Consider the following 16,177-nt stretch of genomic DNA (forward strand, 5'->3'; position numbering starts at 1 on the left):
GAACCTATGAAAAAGGTTTTACTTGGTACATTTTCTCTTATCGCCATTGCTGGCTGTTCTTACAATGTACCTAGCTCAACACCCTTCTTTTCTTCGCTACCTGAAGGTGTCACCTTATTAGAAGAAGTTAAGCCTTCTAAAGATAAAGTCGTGATCCCGTATGCGAAATATCAGCTTGAAAATGGCTTGACCGTTATTCTATCTCCTGATGATTCCGATCCATTGGTGCATGTTGATGTCACTTATCACGTAGGTTCTGCACGTGAGCAGGTTGGTAAGTCAGGCTTTGCTCACTTCTTTGAGCACATGATGTTCCAAGGCTCTGAAAACGTCGGTGACCAACAGCACTTTAAGATCATTACCGAGGCTGGTGGCTCGTTAAACGGCACCACCAACCGTGACCGTACCAACTATTTTGAAACCGTTCCTTCTAATCAACTAGAGAAAATGCTGTGGTTGGAATCGGACCGCATGGGCTTCTTGTTGGATGCGGTTTCTCAGAAGAAATTTGAAGTTCAAAGAGGCACGGTTAAGAACGAGCGAGCTCAAAGCTACGAAAATCGTCCTTATGGCTTAATGTGGGAGCGAATGGGTGAAGCGCTTTACCCTGAAGGGCACCCGTATTCGTGGCAACCAATCGGTTATGTTGAAGACTTAGACCGTGTGGATGTTAATGATCTTAAAGCCTTCTTCCTACGCTGGTATGGTCCCAATAATGCCGTGTTGACTATCGGTGGTGATATCGATGTTGATGACACGCTAGAGTGGGTTGACAAGTACTTTGGTCCAATCCCTCAAGGCCCTGAAGTTAAGGCCGCTGAGAAACAACCTGCAGTGCTGACTGAAGATAAGTACATCACCTTAAAAGATAATATTCGTCAGCCGATGGTACTGGTCGGTTGGCCAACGACGTATCGTGGTGAAGAAACACAAGCTTCGTTAAATGCACTGTCTAACGTTTTAGGTTCTGGTACCAACAGTTACCTATATCAAAACTTGGTTAAGACGCAAAAAGCGGTGAGTGCAGGTTCATTCCATGACTGTGCTGAATTGGCTTGTACCATGTATGTTTATGCGATGGGCGACTCTGGTAAAAAAGGTGATTTGACGGTTCTTAACAAAGAGTTGATGGATACCTTAGAACAGTTCTCGAAAGAGGGTGTTGAACAAGAGCGCTTAGACCAAATTACCGGTATGGCTGAAGCGGATGCGGTTTTCGCTCTGCAAAGTGTCAAAGGGAAAGTGTCACAACTGGCTTCGAATCAGACCTTCTATGGTCAACCGGATCGTATTGAATCACAACTCGATCAAATCCGAGCTGTTACCCCTGAAAGCGTAAGCAAGGCGTATCAAGATTTTATCGAAGGTAAGCACAAGGTTACCTTGAGTGTGGTTCCTAAGAAAAAACTCGACTTAGCGGTTCGCGAGGCTACATTTAGCACTCCGGCTCGTACCCTTCCTGAATACAGCAAAGTGACAGAAGAACAATTGGATTTCAGAAAGGCACCGAACACATTTGATCGCAGCGTGATGCCTGAAGTGAACTTTGGTGTTGAAGCGACCATGCCTGAGCTGTATCGCATGCATTTTGCTAATGGTACTGACTTGATTGGTACTGTGACTAGCGAAACGCCGACAGTGCAGCTACAAATTCAACTCCCTGCGGGTGAGCGCTATGTTGGTAAAGGTCAAGAGGGTTTGGCGAACCTAACTGCATCGATGATGGAAGAAGGTTCGACTAAACGAACGGTTGAAGAGTTACAGGCCACCTTAGATAAGCTTGGTAGTAGCGTTAGCATTAGTGCTGGCAGCTATACCACAGATATTTCAGTCTCGACGTTAGAGAAAAACCTGCCTCAAACCTTAGCGATCGTGCAAGAAGTTCTATTTGAGCCTAAGTTTGATGTTCAAGATTTCGAACGCGTTAAGAGTCAGATGTTAGAAGGCGTAGTCTACCAGCATCAACAACCGAGCTGGATGGCTTCTCAAGCAACCCGAGAAGTGTTGTTCGGTAGCAGTATTTTTGGTCGAGCGAGTGATGGCACTAAGGACTCTCTAGAATCGTTAACTCTAGACGATGTAAAACTGTTTTACAGTCAGCACTATACTCCTGAGGGAGCTAATATTGTTATTGTAGGGGACATCTCGAAGGAGGAGGTTGGAAAGCAGCTTCAGTTCTTTGAAGAATGGCAAGGTGACGCTGCACCACTCACTCGTCCACAGATCATCAAGGAGCTTTCGGGCCAGAACTTGTACTTAGTGGATAAGCCGGGAGCACCACAAAGTATTGTACGCTTAGTTCGTAAAGGGTTACCGTTTGATGCGACTGGTGAATTGTATTTAAGTCAATTGGCTAACTTTAATTTAGCCGGTAACTTCAATAGCCGTATCAACCAGAACCTGCGTGAAGACAAGGCCTACACTTACGGTGCAAGCGGTTACTTTGCGAGTACGCGTGAAACTGGTGCGGTAGTGTTTAGTGCTCAAGTTAGAGCCAATGCGACGGTTCCATCGATTCAGGAGTTTATTGCTGAGCTAAATGAATTTAGTCAGAGTGGATTAACTGACGAAGAGGTGAAATTTATGCGCCTTGCCGTCGGTCAACAAGATGCGCTTAAATACGAGACACCAAGTCAAAAGGCTGGATTGTTGAGTAATATTGTTACGCTGAGCCTTGATGAAGACTACCTACAGCAGCGCAACCAGATAGTAGAAACGGTTTCAAAAGAGACGTTAAATGAGCTCTCGAAGAAATGGTTTGACCCGAATGATTATCAAATAATTGTTGTTGGTGACGCGACTTCGCTGCGCCCTCAATTAGAAAAGTTAGATATTCCAATAGAAGAGCTTGAAATCATTCGTTAGAGTACACATTAAAAGGGGAGGGAAGAGATTCTACTTTTCTCCTCCAACCTAATTTATGATAGTTCTAATCAGAACAATATAAGATAAGTGAACAGAATTTTGACTGATTTTGCTGCGCGACTAAAGCAAGTTGCAACCAACCCTAAGACCTTCTCTCAATTTGGTCGTGGTGTTGAAAGGGAAACATTGCGCTACACGGAAGATGGGCATCTTGCTACTGGGCCGCACCCTAAGGCTTTAGGATCTGCGTTGATGAACGAATGGGTAACGACCGATTTCTCTGAGTCGCTACTGGAGTTTATCACGCCTGTTTCTAACGACGTTCCGACGCTTTTGAATCAGTTGTTTGATATCCATCACTTCACTCAAACCAAGTTAGACGGCGAAAAGCTGTGGCCACTCTCTATGCCTTGTTATGTGGGGAGTGAAGATTACATTCAGCTTGCGCAATACGGTACTTCTAACAACGGCAAGATGAAGACGCTATATCGTGAAGGCCTAAAGCGTCGCTACGGTAGTCTGATGCAGATTATTTCGGGTGTTCACTTCAACTTCTCTTTCCCAGAAAGCTTTTGGGACAGTCTGTTTGGAGAGCAAACCGAAGAAGCGCGTTGCGAAGCTAAATCAGATGCGTACTTCGGTTTGATTCGTAATTACTACCGCTTTGGTTGGTTAATCCCATACTTCTTCGGTGCTTCACCTGCGCTATGTTCTTCTTTTATCAAAGGAAGAGAAACCAACCTACCTTTTGAAAAGGTTGGAGAAACACTGTATCTACCCAAAGCAACGGCATTGCGCTTAAGTGACCTTGGTTACACCAACAGTGCGCAAAGTGTACTGAAGATTGGCTTCAACAGCCTAGACCAATACCTTGAAGGTTTGAATCAAGCGATTCGCACACCATCAGAAGAATTCGCTGAGATTGGCACTAAGGTTGATGGGGAATACCGTCAACTAAATAGCAACGTACTGCAAATTGAGAATGAGCTTTATGCTCCAATCCGTCCTAAGCGTGTGGCGAAAAGTGGTGAGAAGCCATCTGAAGCACTGGCTCGTGCTGGTGTTGAGTACATCGAGGTTCGTTCTTTAGACGTAAACCCATTCAGCTCAATTGGTATCAATGAGCAACAAGTTCGCTTCTTAGATTTATTCCTAACTTGGAGTGTGTTAACAGACTCTGCTGAGATGGATAACTGCGAACTTGAATGCTGGCGCGATAACTGGAACAAGGTGATCTTAGAAGGTCGTCAGGTTGGTCTAGAGCTGAAAATCGGTTGTGATGGCGAAAGACTGTCTCTGCAAGACTGGGCGAAGCGTGTCTTCAAAGATCTACGCTCTATTGCCGAAATGATGGACGCAGAGCAAGGTGGCCGTGCTTACCAAGAAACATGCGATACGCTTGAAGCTTGGATCGATAACCCAGAATTGACGATTTCAGGTCAGCTACTTGAAGAGACCAAGAGATTAGGTGGCTTGGGTAAAGTTGGTTGTGCGTTAGGAAAAACCTACGCTCAACAACACAAAGCGCACCAATATAAAGTTTACTCAGCCGAGTTGATGGAAGCGGAAGTACAACGCTCAATGATCGCTCAGCAACAAAGTGAAGAAGCAAGCACGCAAGATTTTGATAGTTTCTTAACGGATTATTTTTCGTATTTAAAAGCATAGCGAGACTTTGGTGGAAAGGAAGCAAGCCTTATTAGGCCTGTCCACTCGTGTAAGTGGAAAGTGGCTGCCCGTAGTGACTGTTGGTGTTGTCTCTAGCCTATTGGTTGGCTGTGCAACACCACCGCCTAAAGAGCAAAGTAACATCTGTAGTATCTTTAGAGAGCACCCTTCGTGGTACGAAGATGCGTTAGATATGCAAGAAGAGTGGGGAACGCCCATCAACGTAGCGATGGCTTTTGTTAAACAAGAGAGTAGCTTTCGTCATGATGCGCGCCCACCAAAAGATTATATTCTTGGCTTTATACCGTGGGGAAGAGTCAGTAGTGCCTACGGCTATGCACAAGCTCAAGATCCTGCTTGGGAAGATTTCCAAAAGGCAACCAACAATGGTGGTTCAAGAACCAACTTTGACGATGCACTGATGTTTATTGGCTGGTACACCAGCGAGACGCGTCGTCAGTTAGGGGTTTCACTTTGGGACCCATATAACCAGTACTTGGCTTATCATGAAGGTCGCGGTGGTTTTAAGCGTAAATCGTATAACAGCAAACCATCTTTGATTAAGGTGGCTCGCAAAGTCGAACAGCAAGCAAAAGATTATGGCTGGCAACTTAAACAGTGCCGCAAAGAACTAGAAGACAATCGAAGTTGGTTTTTCTAAAGCCAACCGTCATGGAGAATAGCAATGCCTTTATTAGATAGTTTTACTGTTGATCATACACGCATGAACGCCCCGGCAGTTCGTGTTGCGAAAACAATGCAAACCCCAAAAGGGGATACCATCACGGTATTTGACCTGCGTTTTACTGCACCAAACAAAGATATCCTATCTGAAAAAGGTATCCATACTCTAGAGCATCTATACGCTGGATTCATGCGTAATCAATTGAACGGTTCAGATGTGGAGATCATCGATATTTCACCGATGGGCTGTCGTACTGGTTTCTACATGAGCCTAATTGGTACGCCTTCAGAGCAGCAAGTGGCAGACGGTTGGTTAGCGGCTATGCAAGATGTACTGAAAGTTGAGAATCAAAATAAGATCCCTGAGTTGAACGAATACCAATGTGGTACTGCGGCAATGCACTCTTTGGATGAAGCGAAAGATATCGCCAACGCGATCATCGCTGCAGGTATCTCTGTAAACAAAAATGATGAACTGGCACTGCCAGAGTCAATGCTTCAAGAGCTTAAAATCGACTAATCATTGATAGCTCCCTAGATAGGGCGAGTTAGAGACTAAAAGGCCCGGTTCAATGAACCGGGCCTTTTGTTGTAGAAGGACTTAGTTGGTAACTCAGTGGGTTACTCTCATATAATGAGTCGCCTCTATCCGTTTACGATCTGCGGAAACACACGCACCAGCTTGATGCGATTCTCTTCGAGCTCAACAATTTCCATTGGATGACTGGCAACCTGAACACTCAGGTGACTCTCTGGAATATCTTCAAGATGCTCCAGTATCAAACCATTAAGTGTTCTTGGTCCATCGGTAGGTAGTGCCCACTGCAAACCTTTGTTGATATCTCGGATATTAGCGCTGCCTTCAATCAAGAAGCTACCATCACTTTGTGGTGTGATCTCTTCAGATAAGCTCGGTGCAATAGAAGTCGTAAATTCGCCCACGATCTCTTCAAGAATATCTTCTAGCGTGACCAAGCCGTTGATATCGCCATACTCATCGACGATCAAGCCAATACGCTGTTTGTTGCGTTGGAATTTAAGTAGTTGAATATTGAGTGGCGTCGCTTCAGGAATAAAGTAGATTTCATCTGCCGCACGCAGCAGTGTCTCTTTATTGAACTCGTTCTTTTCAAGCATCAAGCGATAAGCTTCACGCAGCCTCAGCATACCAACCACTTCATCTATCTGATCGCGGTATAGCACTACACGACCATGAGGAGAGTGGGTGAGCTGACGGACGATAGACTTCCAGTCATCATTGATGTCGATACCGGTGATCTCATTACGCGGCACCATGATGTCATTCACGGTGACGTGCTCTAAATCTAGAATAGACACCAACATATCTTGGTGACGCTGAGGTATCAGGGTTCCCGCTTCATTTACTACGGTTCTAAGCTCTTCTGAGCTCAAATGGTCGGTCGCATCATGGCTGGCTTTGACACCTAGGATACGTATGAAGCCGTTAGTAATAAAGTTAACCAAGATAACCAGTGGCGACAGCACCTTCATCAGTATCATTAATAGAATACTGCTGGCGTAAGACACTCGTTCTGGGAAAAGTGAGGCGATGGTTTTTGGGGTAACCTCAGCAAATACGAGGATCACTAGGGTTAGGGCTCCGGTTGCGATTGCAACACCGATATCCCCATAGATACGCATACCAAGAATCGTAGCGATCGCAGATGCAAGAATGTTGACGAGATTGTTGCCGATGAGAATGAGGCCGATCAATCTGTCTGGGCGACTCAGAAGTTTTTCTACGCGTTTGGCACCTTTATGGCCCGTACTGGCTAAATGCTTTAAACGGTAGCGGTTCAGGGACATCATGCCCGTTTCAGAACCAGAGAAATAACCAGAAATTACGATGAGACACGCGAGTAGCGCAAATAAGATACCCGTTGATATGTCGTCCAAAACTATTCTTTTCCTATTTGTGTATCTTGATTAATTTATGACCGAACATGGTCGAGATGTCAATTGAATCTAACGGACTCAATATTTTAAAGGCAAGGTGTGTGAGACCTTGCCTTTATTTTACAGACTAATTCAGGATAATTTCCTGAACGAAGCGGCTACCGAAGTAGGCTAATGTGAGCATGCTGGCACCCGCAAGGGCGAACCAAGTGACTTTCTGTCCACGCCAACCTTTTTGATAATGACCCCAAAGAAGGATGGAGTAGATAACCCAAGCAATAAAAGACAACACGGCTTTGTGCGCCTTTCCTTGAGCAAACATATCTTGTACGAAGATAAGGCCAGTTAATAAAGTACCTGTTAATAAGCCATTACCGATCAGAATGATCTTGAAAAGCTGTCTTTCCACCATCATTAATGGAGGTAGGTTAGGGTTTATTACTAACGCTTTTTTCTTTTTAAGTTTGTGATCGAGCCACGCGAGTTGCAGAGCGTATAGCGCACCGATAGTCAGTGTCGCGTATGAGAAGAGCGCCAAAGAGATGTGCACAAGCAGTTTTGGATCATTCTCTAGATGTTTGATGAAGGTGCTTGGAAGAAAAGTAGCAGCCATCAAGTTAAGCGCAGCGAAGCTATAAACGACGGGCAAGATGAACCACAATCGGGTTTTGAGCATAGCACCGCTCATCACCAAAGAGATGATTAAACTGATCAATGAAGCAACGTTCAAGATACTGAGGTTTTGGCCACTGGCATTAAAGATTAAATCGCCAAGCAACCAAGCATGGAAAGCTAAAGCAAGTAATGCGCTGATAAACACCGTTTTTACACGGATTCCTGTTTGGTGCACGAGACCTGGAATGATCGTGGAAATCGCCATTGTATAAAGAAAGGCTGCTGCGATCGCAATAAGACTGTCCATGGTATCCATTTAAATGATTACTAATTGACGAATTATACCTTGCATCGCTCTTTGGGGCTATGGTGAACCTCACTCAATTCCAAGGGAACAATGTCTCACATCACAAGCGTGGATGATTAACGCTCCACAACGGGTATGACTCTAATCCACGCTAATGTATACTCACAGTAATAGTCGCAGGATTGAGCGAAGAGAAAACTATGTTTGATAATTTAACGGATCGTCTATCCAAAACGCTGAAAAATATCAGCGGTAAAGGTCGCCTGACCGAAGACAATATTAAAGAGACGCTGCGTGAAGTACGTATGGCGCTACTTGAAGCCGACGTTGCACTGCCAGTTGTCCGTGATTTTGTTAAGCGCGTAAAAGAAGGCGCTGTGGGTGTTGAGGTATCTAAATCTCTAACACCTGGCCAAGAATTCATTAAGATCGTTCAAGCTGAACTTGAAGCTGTGATGGGCGAGTCCAACGAGGCTCTTGACCTAGCAGCACAACCGCCAGCCGTTATCTTAATGGCGGGTCTACAAGGTGCGGGTAAAACCACATCGGTAGGTAAGCTATCTAAGCTCCTGACTGAGCGTGACAAGAAGAAAGTTTTGGTTGTGTCTGCCGACGTTTACCGTCCTGCGGCGATCAAACAGCTTGAAACCTTAGCAAGCGATGTTGGTGTCGACTTCTTCCCATCTTCAGCTGACCAAAAGCCTCTTGATATTGCAAACGCTGCAATCGACCACGCGAAGAAGAAATTCTACGACGTACTAATTGTCGATACTGCCGGTCGTTTGGCTATCGATGAAGAGATGATGGGCGAGATCAAAGAGCTTCATACTGCAATTAATCCAGTAGAGACATTGTTCGTTGTTGATGCAATGACAGGTCAAGATGCTGCGAACACTGCAAAAGCCTTTGGCGATACGCTACCACTTACCGGTGTTATCTTAACGAAAGTGGACGGTGATGCGCGTGGTGGTGCTGCACTGTCTGTTCGTCATATCACAGGTAAACCGATTAAATTCTTGGGTGTTGGTGAGAAAACTGACGCACTAGAACCGTTCCACCCAGATCGTGTTGCTTCTCGTATCCTTGGTATGGGCGACGTACTGTCTCTTATTGAAGACCTACAGAAAAACGTTGATACCGAGAAAGCAGAGAAACTGGCTAAGAAGTTCAAAGAGAAGAAAGGCTTTGACCTTGAAGACTTCCGTGAACAGCTAGGACAAATGCAGAACATGGGCGGAATGATGGGCATGATGGATAAGCTTCCAGGCATGTCTCAGCTACCGGACAATGTAAAAGATAAAGTTGATGACAAGATGTTCAAGCAAATGGAAGCGATCATCAACTCTATGACAATGAAAGAGCGTCAGCGTCCTGACCTAATCAAAGGCTCACGCAAGAAGCGTATTGCTGCAGGTTCTGGCACTCAAGTACAAGATGTAAACCGTATGCTGAAACAGTTCACTCAAATGCAGAAGATGATGAAGAAAATGCAGAAGGGTGGAATGAAAGGCATGATGCGCAACATGCAGGGCATGATGGGCGGCGGTGGAGGTATGGGCGGAATGGGTGGTGGTTTTAACCCGTTTGGCCGATAATCTACAAATGTAAGCTTTAGCTACGTTACTTTTCATAGTGTTAGCCGTGTCACAGAAAGTGTACGGCGGCGATGTTGGTGAAAAAATAGCTAAAGCCCTTGCATTGCACCGGAATAAGAGTAAAATTCCGGGGCTTTAATTTGGCACGAGACCCCAAGCTATTTACTTATACTTGGGGTTAATTATTTTATTAAGAAAGCAAAGAGGACGACATGGTAACCATTCGTTTGGCACGTCACGGTGCAAAGAAGCGCCCATTTTATCAAATCGTAGTTGCGGATAGCCGTAACTCTGTAACTGGCCGTTTCATCGAGAAAGTAGGTTTCTTTAACCCTACTGCTCAAGGTCAAGAAGAAGGTCTACGTCTAGACCTAGATCGTGTTAACCACTGGGTTGGTCAAGGCGCATCTCTATCTGACCGCGTAGCTAAGCTAGTTAAAGACGCTCAAAAAGCGGCTTAATTCTTTTTTAAAAAGAGAAATAGCTTATGTCGATGAAGGGTAAAGAAACGATGAGCGAGCAAAACGAAAGAATTGTTATGGGTAAACTTGGGTCTACCTATGGTATTCGTGGCTGGCTTAAAGTGTTCTCCTACACAGACAATGCTGAAAGCATATTTGATTACAGTCCTTGGTATTTAAAGCTAAAGGGCGAGTGGGTTGAGTATAAAGTTGAAAGCTGGAAACGTCATGGCCAAGGCTATGTATGTAAGCTAGCGGGATTAGATGTACGTGAAGACGCGCAACTGATGACCAACTTTGAAATTGCTATTGACCCTGCTTCATTACCTGAATTGTCAGAAGATGAATTCTACTGGCGCGAATTGTTCGGTATGCAAGTTTTTACCACTAAAGGTTACAACCTTGGTGAGGTCACTGACCTATTAGAAACTGGCTCGAACGATGTTCTAGTAATCAAAGCAAATCTTAAAGATGCTTTTGGCCAAAAGGAACGGTTAATCCCGTACCTTGAAGAGCAAGTGATCAAGAAAGTTGATCGCGAAGCTCGCCGGATCGAAGTTGACTGGGATCCTGGATTCTAACTCCAAATTACAGAGCGAGAGAACACATGTGGGTTGGCGTAATTAGCCTGTTTCCTGAAATGTTCCGTTCTGTTACTGATTTCGGAGTAACAGGTCAAGCGGTTAAAAAAGGTCTTTTATCTATTGAGACATGGAATCCTCGTGATTTCACTCATGATAAACATCGCACTGTTGATGACAGACCTTACGGTGGTGGTCCTGGCATGTTAATGATGGTTCAGCCTTTGCGCGACGCTATCCAAACAGCCAAACAGGCAGCACCGGGAAAGACGAAGGTTATCTACCTTTCACCTCAAGGTCGTAAACTCGACCAGCAAGGTGTTGAAGAGCTGGCAACAAACGAGAACTTGCTTCTTATTTGTGGTCGCTATGAAGGGGTAGATGAGCGCATCATTCAATCTGAAGTCGACGAAGAATGGTCGATTGGAGATTTTGTGATGACGGGTGGCGAGTTGCCAGCCATGACGTTGATTGATTCAGTCTCTCGGTTTGTTCCGGGTGTACTTGGAGATTTCGCATCAGCAGAAGAAGATTCTTTTGCAAATGGTTTGCTAGATTGTCCCCATTATACGCGCCCTGAGGTGCTAGACGATAAAGATGTACCCTCGGTACTCAAGTCTGGAAACCATAAGGACATTCGTTGCTGGCGATTGAAACAATCGTTGGGCCGAACTTGGCTAAGAAGACCAGAACTCCTGGAAAACCTAGCTCTGACTGACGAACAGGAACAATTACTGGCTGAATTCATTAAAGAGCAACGCTCTTAACGAAAAGCAAGCAGTAACCTATTAAATTTAGTATCAGTTTATTCTAGGAATTTATACAAATGAGCAACATCATCAAGGCTCTTGAAGAAGAGCAACTAAAATCAGACCTTCCTAAATTCGCACCAGGTGACACTGTTGTAGTTAAGGTTAAGGTAAAAGAAGGTGACCGTGAGCGTCTACAGGCTTTCGAAGGCGTTGTAATCGCTATTCGTAACCGTGGTCTACACTCTGCATTCACAGTTCGTAAGATCTCGAACGGTGAAGGTGTAGAGCGTGCGTTCCAAACTCACTCTCCAATGGTTGATAGCATCGAAGTTAAACGCCGTGGTGCAGTACGTCGTGCCAAGTTGTACTACCTACGTGAGCGTTCTGGTAAGTCAGCTCGTATTAAAGAGAAGCTTACTAAGAAGTAATTCTTTTTGCATTCTATCGATAAAAGCGGAGCCATTTGGCTCCGCTTTTTTGTACCTATTATTTAGAGTTTTACAGGTAAGAGATCCCCAACTCGCTCGTTTCTCGCTCTTGGGGCGGATATCGAGAAGAGTGTCATGCGTGAGCATATCGTCGGAAATCTGCCCAGAGCTAGGTATATGATTTAGTTCGAAGTCATTAGATTCCCAACTCGTTCGTTCCTCACTCACTCTTGAGGATGACGAATGACAAGCCTTGATAGGCCGTCGAACCGCTGAGGGAGTTTGTGAATCAACCAGAGCTGTCATTCCCTAGACTGACGAAGGAAGGAGTAGGGAATCTCTAGTAGCGCCGTGTTATAGGCAACAAAAAAGGATTGACGTTAAACGCCAACCCTTCAAAAATTACTCGCTACTCGCTACTCGCTACTCGCTACTCGCTACTCGCTACTCGCTACTCGCTACTCGCTTAGTGCGGGTCTTCCGACCAACCATCGCTATCCGACATATCTGGTGCGCCAGCGATGCTGTTCTCTTCGTCTGCCCATTCACCGAAATCAATCATCTGACATTGCTTGCTGCAAAACGGGCGATGTGGGCTTTGTTCGCCCCATTCAACGTCGGTATTACATTGAGGGCATTTTACGATGGTGATTTTTTTCGACATAGTGATTCTTAATTTGAAGGTGTAATAATACTGAGTTTAGGCTCGAGTGAGGACTCAAGCCAAACTATAAAAGGAAATTAATTAGGTGCAGATAGCCAATTCAAATTCGATATCTTGAGTACAGGCTTGGCCGGTTTCAAAACTCATGAATTTAACAGCAAAACGGTTCTTATGGCCCGAGATCATCGGGTAGGCACCGTATTGCATTGGAATAGAAAGGCGAAGGATGTTTGCTTCATCAGCATCACTCTGGAAGAAGCCAGCACGAGCAATTTGCTCTTTAAAGTGACCAGTCTCTCTGGTGAGCTTTAACCACAGTGTCAGCGCTTCATACAGCGGTTGTAGGCTGTCCATCCATGCTTTGGCATCTCTCATTTTTTTATCGAGAGGCAGGTGCAGCCAATAATGCAGTGCGGGTAAATCAAAGCAGCACGAACCACCGGGTAAATTAAAGCGTTGACGAATCGCGCTCAGGAAGCGGTCTTCTTTTAGAGATTGCCCAAAACGTTCGGCCTGCATCAGTTCGCGATAGATGTTGCCAATATCATTGAGTAATGACGTTAACATCTCTTGATCGACACCTTCAACATCTAACCAACTCTTGTAGGTTACACGCTGTTTCTCAATGTCTTTCGCCAGTTCGCTCTTAAGCTGGATCTGTTCGAATATTTCAATCAGATCAAAGATTGAACGGAAAAAGAGTTGATACTGTTGAGCATCAGAAAATGTAGAAGACAGGTGGAGCTGCCTCAAGAGTGATTCAACTCTTAAGTAGATTCTTGTTTTCTCATTTAGAGGATGTTCAAATTTATGGGTGATCATCAAGCAAACCTTCATTCAACATAGTTCTATTCTGACCCATCTACTGTACTGATTGCCAGATACTTTTGATGTAAATCTGTGATTTGAGGCAAAAGTTCTTGGTTTTTAGTATGGTTTTTAATCACGTCATCTGCAACCGCTAAGCGCTGTTCTCTTGAAGCTTGTGATTTTAAAATTGCTGTAACCTGTTCTTTTGAAACATTGTCACGACTCATTGTGCGTTCTATTTGCACTTCTGTTGGCACATCAACGATTAAAACGCGATCGGCCATACCTTGCATTTGGTTTTCTACCAATAGCGGTGCGACTAATAAAGCATAAGGGGATGTGACTTTAGACAGGTCACTGTCAATTTTGTTGCGGATCATTGGGTGAAGCAGTTCATTGAGCCATTGTTTTTCTGTGGGATCAGTGAAGATCACTTCGCGCAGTTTAGCTCGGTTTAGCGCTCCATCGTCAAGCAATACCTCTTCACCAAAATGAGTCGCAATCTGTTTTAGACCTTCACTGCCCAATGCCACCACTTCGCGTGCCACGATATCAGCATCGACAATATCAATATTGAAATGCTCATGGAATAGGTTGGCTACCGTGGTTTTGCCACTGGCGATCCCACCACTTAATCCGATAATGATTGCCATGATTAAATCCCTAGCACAGAAGTGAAATACCAACCCATGATGTCATTGCCCCACAATAGGCTTACCCAACCAGCAATCGCGAGGTATGGGCCAAATGGGAAGGCTTTATCTATACCTTGTTGTTTCAAGCGAAGTTGAATCAAGCCGAAAACCAAACCGACCAGCGACGACAAAAGAATGATCATTGGTAGGTGTTGCCAGCCAAGCCATGCACCAAGCGCAGCCAGAAGTTTGAAATCACCATAACCCATGCCTTCTTTGCCTGTTAGTAGCTTGAACAGCCAATAAACCGACCACAAGGCTAGGTAGCCAACCATTGCACCAATCACTGAATCTTGAAGCGATACCGGACTGACGTTAAACAGAGCTAAAGCGATACCAGACCAAACTAAAGGTAAGGTGATTTGATCAGGCAGCAGCATGGTATCGAGATCGATAAAGGTTGCGGTAATCAATGCAAACGTGAAAAAGATCAGGGCGATAGCGTAGTAACTGAAACCAAAATGGCTAGCGACTGCGGTACAAAGGATTGCGGTAAGCAGTTCGACCAAAGGGTAGCGAGCACTGATTGGATTCGCACAACTGTGACATTTGCCTTTTAAGAACAACCAGCTCAATACCGGAATATTGTCGATTACCCTTAATTGGGTTTTGCATTTTGGGCAGGTCGAACGAGGAATGCTGAGATTAAACTTTCCCTCTGGCGCTGGAATTTTATATTGAGAGAAATACTCCGAGCACTCTTGTTGCCATTCTCGTTCCATCATAATCGGTAAACGGTGTATGACGACGTTGAGAAAACTGCCGATAAGAAGGCTAAAAATGAAAGCTAATACGGGGAATAGCCAAGGATAGTAGTGAAATACTTCCATAGTGTCCTTTTACCACTTGATCTATATGAGTAGAGATTGGCTACTCATGGGTGTTTAGTTGCTTTTGGCTATCCTAACACACTCATAAGATTAAAGATCGGTAAGTACATCGCGACAACAAGGCCACCAACAACCGTACCCAAAAAGACAATAATCAGTGGTTCGAGAATTTTACCTAGATTATCGACGGTGTTGTCTACTTCAAACTCGTAAATGGAAGCGACTTTATTGAGCATATCATCAAGGTTTCCGGACTCTTCTCCAATCATCACCATCTGTAAAACCATCTCCGGAAAGGCATTGGTATTGCGCATTGCAATGTACATCGGCATGCCTGCGGCAGTCTCACGGTGAACCTCGATGATTGCCGATTCATAATGCAGATTACCCGCCGTTTTCGCTGTGGTTTTTAGGCTCGTTAAGATGGGAATCCCAGAACTAAAACTGGTTGAGAGCGTCCGGCTGAACTTTGCAATTGATGCCTTAGTGATGACAGCACCCAAGATAGGAAAGCGTAAACCAAGACGACTGGTTGAAAGTCGAATTGAGTAAGATCGCTGACGCAGTTGCTGAATGGATAGGAATAATAAACCAATACCGATAGCAGTATAGAAACTGTAGGCCTGCATCCAGTGGGAAAGATAAAGCACTTGCTGAGTGAACCAAGGTAAGTCTGCGCCGAAACCAGAAAACATCGATTCAAATTCAGGGATGACCATGGTCAGCATTAAATAGGAAACGGTAAGTGCGACCGCAACAACCATAGCTGGGTAGATGAGAGCCTTTATAACCTTAGACTTTAGTTGCTCACTCTTTTCACGGTATGTCGCTAAACGTTCAAAGACTTGCGCTAAGTTACCTGAGAGTTCTCCCGTCGCAACTAAGTCGGTATACAGTTCATCAAAGTGACGGCTTGCGGTTCGCATGGCTTTTGAAATCGGAGTACCTGCTTCTACGCCTTTACAGATATGCGACAAGATAGACTTCATTTCAGCTTTACGATGGTTGTCTGAGACTAACTTGATGGCCTGCACGATAGGAACACCCGTTGCCAACATCGTCGCGAGTTGCCGAGTTAACACGGTAATGTCTTTGGCCTTAACTCGGTGCGTTAAACGAGTCAGTGCTGAGATGCTCTTCTTTTTGATTTTCTTAATCTGAATATGCTGGTCTTTGAGCTTTTCTCGTACCTCTAATTCCGTCAAGGCTAAGGTTTGCCCTGATACTTTCTTTCCGGAGCTGTTTATTCCCTTCCAATGGTAGTTTTTTAGTTGTGATTGTTTGTTTTTACTACTCATTTTCGCT

General features: G+C 44.7%; 16 protein-coding genes. 9 read left to right on the plus strand and 7 right to left on the minus strand.

Annotation, left to right across the window (positions count from 1 at the left end):
- The first annotated feature begins 6 nt into the window (after nt 1-6).
- The 4 genes from ED652_RS03045 (at nt 7) to luxS (ending at nt 5,737) form a co-directional block, all read left to right on the plus strand.
- Nucleotides 7-2,865 carry a pitrilysin family protein gene (locus ED652_RS03045; protein ID WP_122053470.1) on the plus strand — a complete coding sequence of 953 codons (2,859 nt, stop codon included), beginning with the start codon at nt 7-9 and terminating at the stop codon, nt 2,863-2,865.
- Nucleotides 2,866-2,964: 99 nt separating this feature from the next.
- Entirely contained in the window at nt 2,965-4,533 is a 1,569-nt protein-coding gene (gene gshA, locus ED652_RS03050; protein ID WP_122053471.1) for a glutamate--cysteine ligase, read from the plus strand.
- Nucleotides 4,534-4,543: 10 nt separating this feature from the next.
- A complete protein-coding gene (locus ED652_RS03055) occupies nt 4,544-5,194 on the plus strand; it encodes a hypothetical protein (protein WP_122053472.1) in 651 nt (216 codons plus the stop codon).
- A 24-nt stretch (nt 5,195-5,218) separates the two neighbouring features.
- Entirely contained in the window at nt 5,219-5,737 is a 519-nt protein-coding gene (gene luxS / locus ED652_RS03060) for an S-ribosylhomocysteine lyase (RefSeq protein WP_017079953.1), read from the plus strand.
- Nucleotides 5,738-5,862: 125 nt separating this feature from the next.
- Here luxS and ED652_RS03065 read toward each other — a convergent pair whose 3' ends face one another.
- The gene (locus ED652_RS03065; RefSeq protein ID WP_122053473.1) at nt 5,863-7,134 is read right to left on the minus strand and encodes an HlyC/CorC family transporter; all 1,272 of its coding nucleotides are present in this window, start codon (nt 7,132-7,134) and stop codon (nt 5,863-5,865) included.
- A 127-nt stretch (nt 7,135-7,261) separates the two neighbouring features.
- Nucleotides 7,262-8,056, minus strand: coding sequence for an inner membrane protein YpjD (locus tag ED652_RS03070; RefSeq protein ID WP_029223243.1), 795 nt, complete (start codon nt 8,054-8,056; stop codon nt 7,262-7,264).
- Between the two features lie 200 nt (nt 8,057-8,256).
- Here ED652_RS03070 and ffh point away from each other — a divergent pair, with 200 nt between their 5' ends.
- The 5 genes from ffh (at nt 8,257) to rplS (ending at nt 11,873) form a co-directional block, all read left to right on the plus strand.
- The gene (gene ffh, locus ED652_RS03075) at nt 8,257-9,651 is read left to right on the plus strand and encodes a signal recognition particle protein (protein ID WP_029223244.1); all 1,395 of its coding nucleotides are present in this window, start codon (nt 8,257-8,259) and stop codon (nt 9,649-9,651) included.
- Between the two features lie 212 nt (nt 9,652-9,863).
- Nucleotides 9,864-10,112 (plus strand): 30S ribosomal protein S16, encoded by a 249-nt coding sequence (gene rpsP / locus ED652_RS03080; RefSeq protein WP_004735508.1) that lies wholly within the window; start codon nt 9,864-9,866, stop codon nt 10,110-10,112.
- A gap of 26 nt (nt 10,113-10,138) precedes the next feature.
- Nucleotides 10,139-10,693: a ribosome maturation factor RimM gene (gene rimM, locus ED652_RS03085; protein ID WP_009847609.1), complete on the plus strand. Its 555-nt coding sequence runs from the start codon at nt 10,139-10,141 to the stop codon at nt 10,691-10,693.
- A gap of 26 nt (nt 10,694-10,719) precedes the next feature.
- Complete coding sequence (gene trmD / locus ED652_RS03090; RefSeq protein WP_122053474.1) at nt 10,720-11,460, plus strand: tRNA (guanosine(37)-N1)-methyltransferase TrmD; 741 nt, start codon at nt 10,720-10,722, stop codon at nt 11,458-11,460.
- A gap of 59 nt (nt 11,461-11,519) precedes the next feature.
- Nucleotides 11,520-11,873, plus strand: coding sequence for a 50S ribosomal protein L19 (rplS, locus tag ED652_RS03095; RefSeq protein ID WP_009847607.1), 354 nt, complete (start codon nt 11,520-11,522; stop codon nt 11,871-11,873).
- Nucleotides 11,874-12,339: 466 nt separating this feature from the next.
- Here rplS and yacG read toward each other — a convergent pair whose 3' ends face one another.
- The 5 genes from yacG to ED652_RS03120 all read right to left on the minus strand — a co-directional run bounded on the left by yacG (nt 12,340) and on the right by ED652_RS03120 (nt 16,170).
- Nucleotides 12,340-12,537 (minus strand): DNA gyrase inhibitor YacG, encoded by a 198-nt coding sequence (yacG, locus tag ED652_RS03100; RefSeq protein WP_017056605.1) that lies wholly within the window; start codon nt 12,535-12,537, stop codon nt 12,340-12,342.
- A gap of 81 nt (nt 12,538-12,618) precedes the next feature.
- The gene (gene zapD / locus ED652_RS03105; RefSeq protein WP_017108712.1) at nt 12,619-13,359 is read right to left on the minus strand and encodes a cell division protein ZapD; all 741 of its coding nucleotides are present in this window, start codon (nt 13,357-13,359) and stop codon (nt 12,619-12,621) included.
- Nucleotides 13,360-13,385: 26 nt separating this feature from the next.
- Complete coding sequence (coaE, locus tag ED652_RS03110; RefSeq protein WP_122053475.1) at nt 13,386-14,000, minus strand: dephospho-CoA kinase; 615 nt, start codon at nt 13,998-14,000, stop codon at nt 13,386-13,388.
- Nucleotides 14,001-14,002: 2 nt separating this feature from the next.
- Nucleotides 14,003-14,872 (minus strand): A24 family peptidase, encoded by an 870-nt coding sequence (locus ED652_RS03115; protein WP_122053476.1) that lies wholly within the window; start codon nt 14,870-14,872, stop codon nt 14,003-14,005.
- Nucleotides 14,873-14,940: 68 nt separating this feature from the next.
- Nucleotides 14,941-16,170 carry a type II secretion system F family protein gene (locus ED652_RS03120; protein ID WP_102267283.1) on the minus strand — a complete coding sequence of 410 codons (1,230 nt, stop codon included), beginning with the start codon at nt 16,168-16,170 and terminating at the stop codon, nt 14,941-14,943.
- Nucleotides 16,171-16,177: the final 7 nt, after the last annotated feature.

The organism is Vibrio sp. Evd11, assembly GCF_900382755.1.
Classification (GTDB): Bacteria; Pseudomonadota; Gammaproteobacteria; order Enterobacterales; family Vibrionaceae; genus Vibrio; species Vibrio lentus.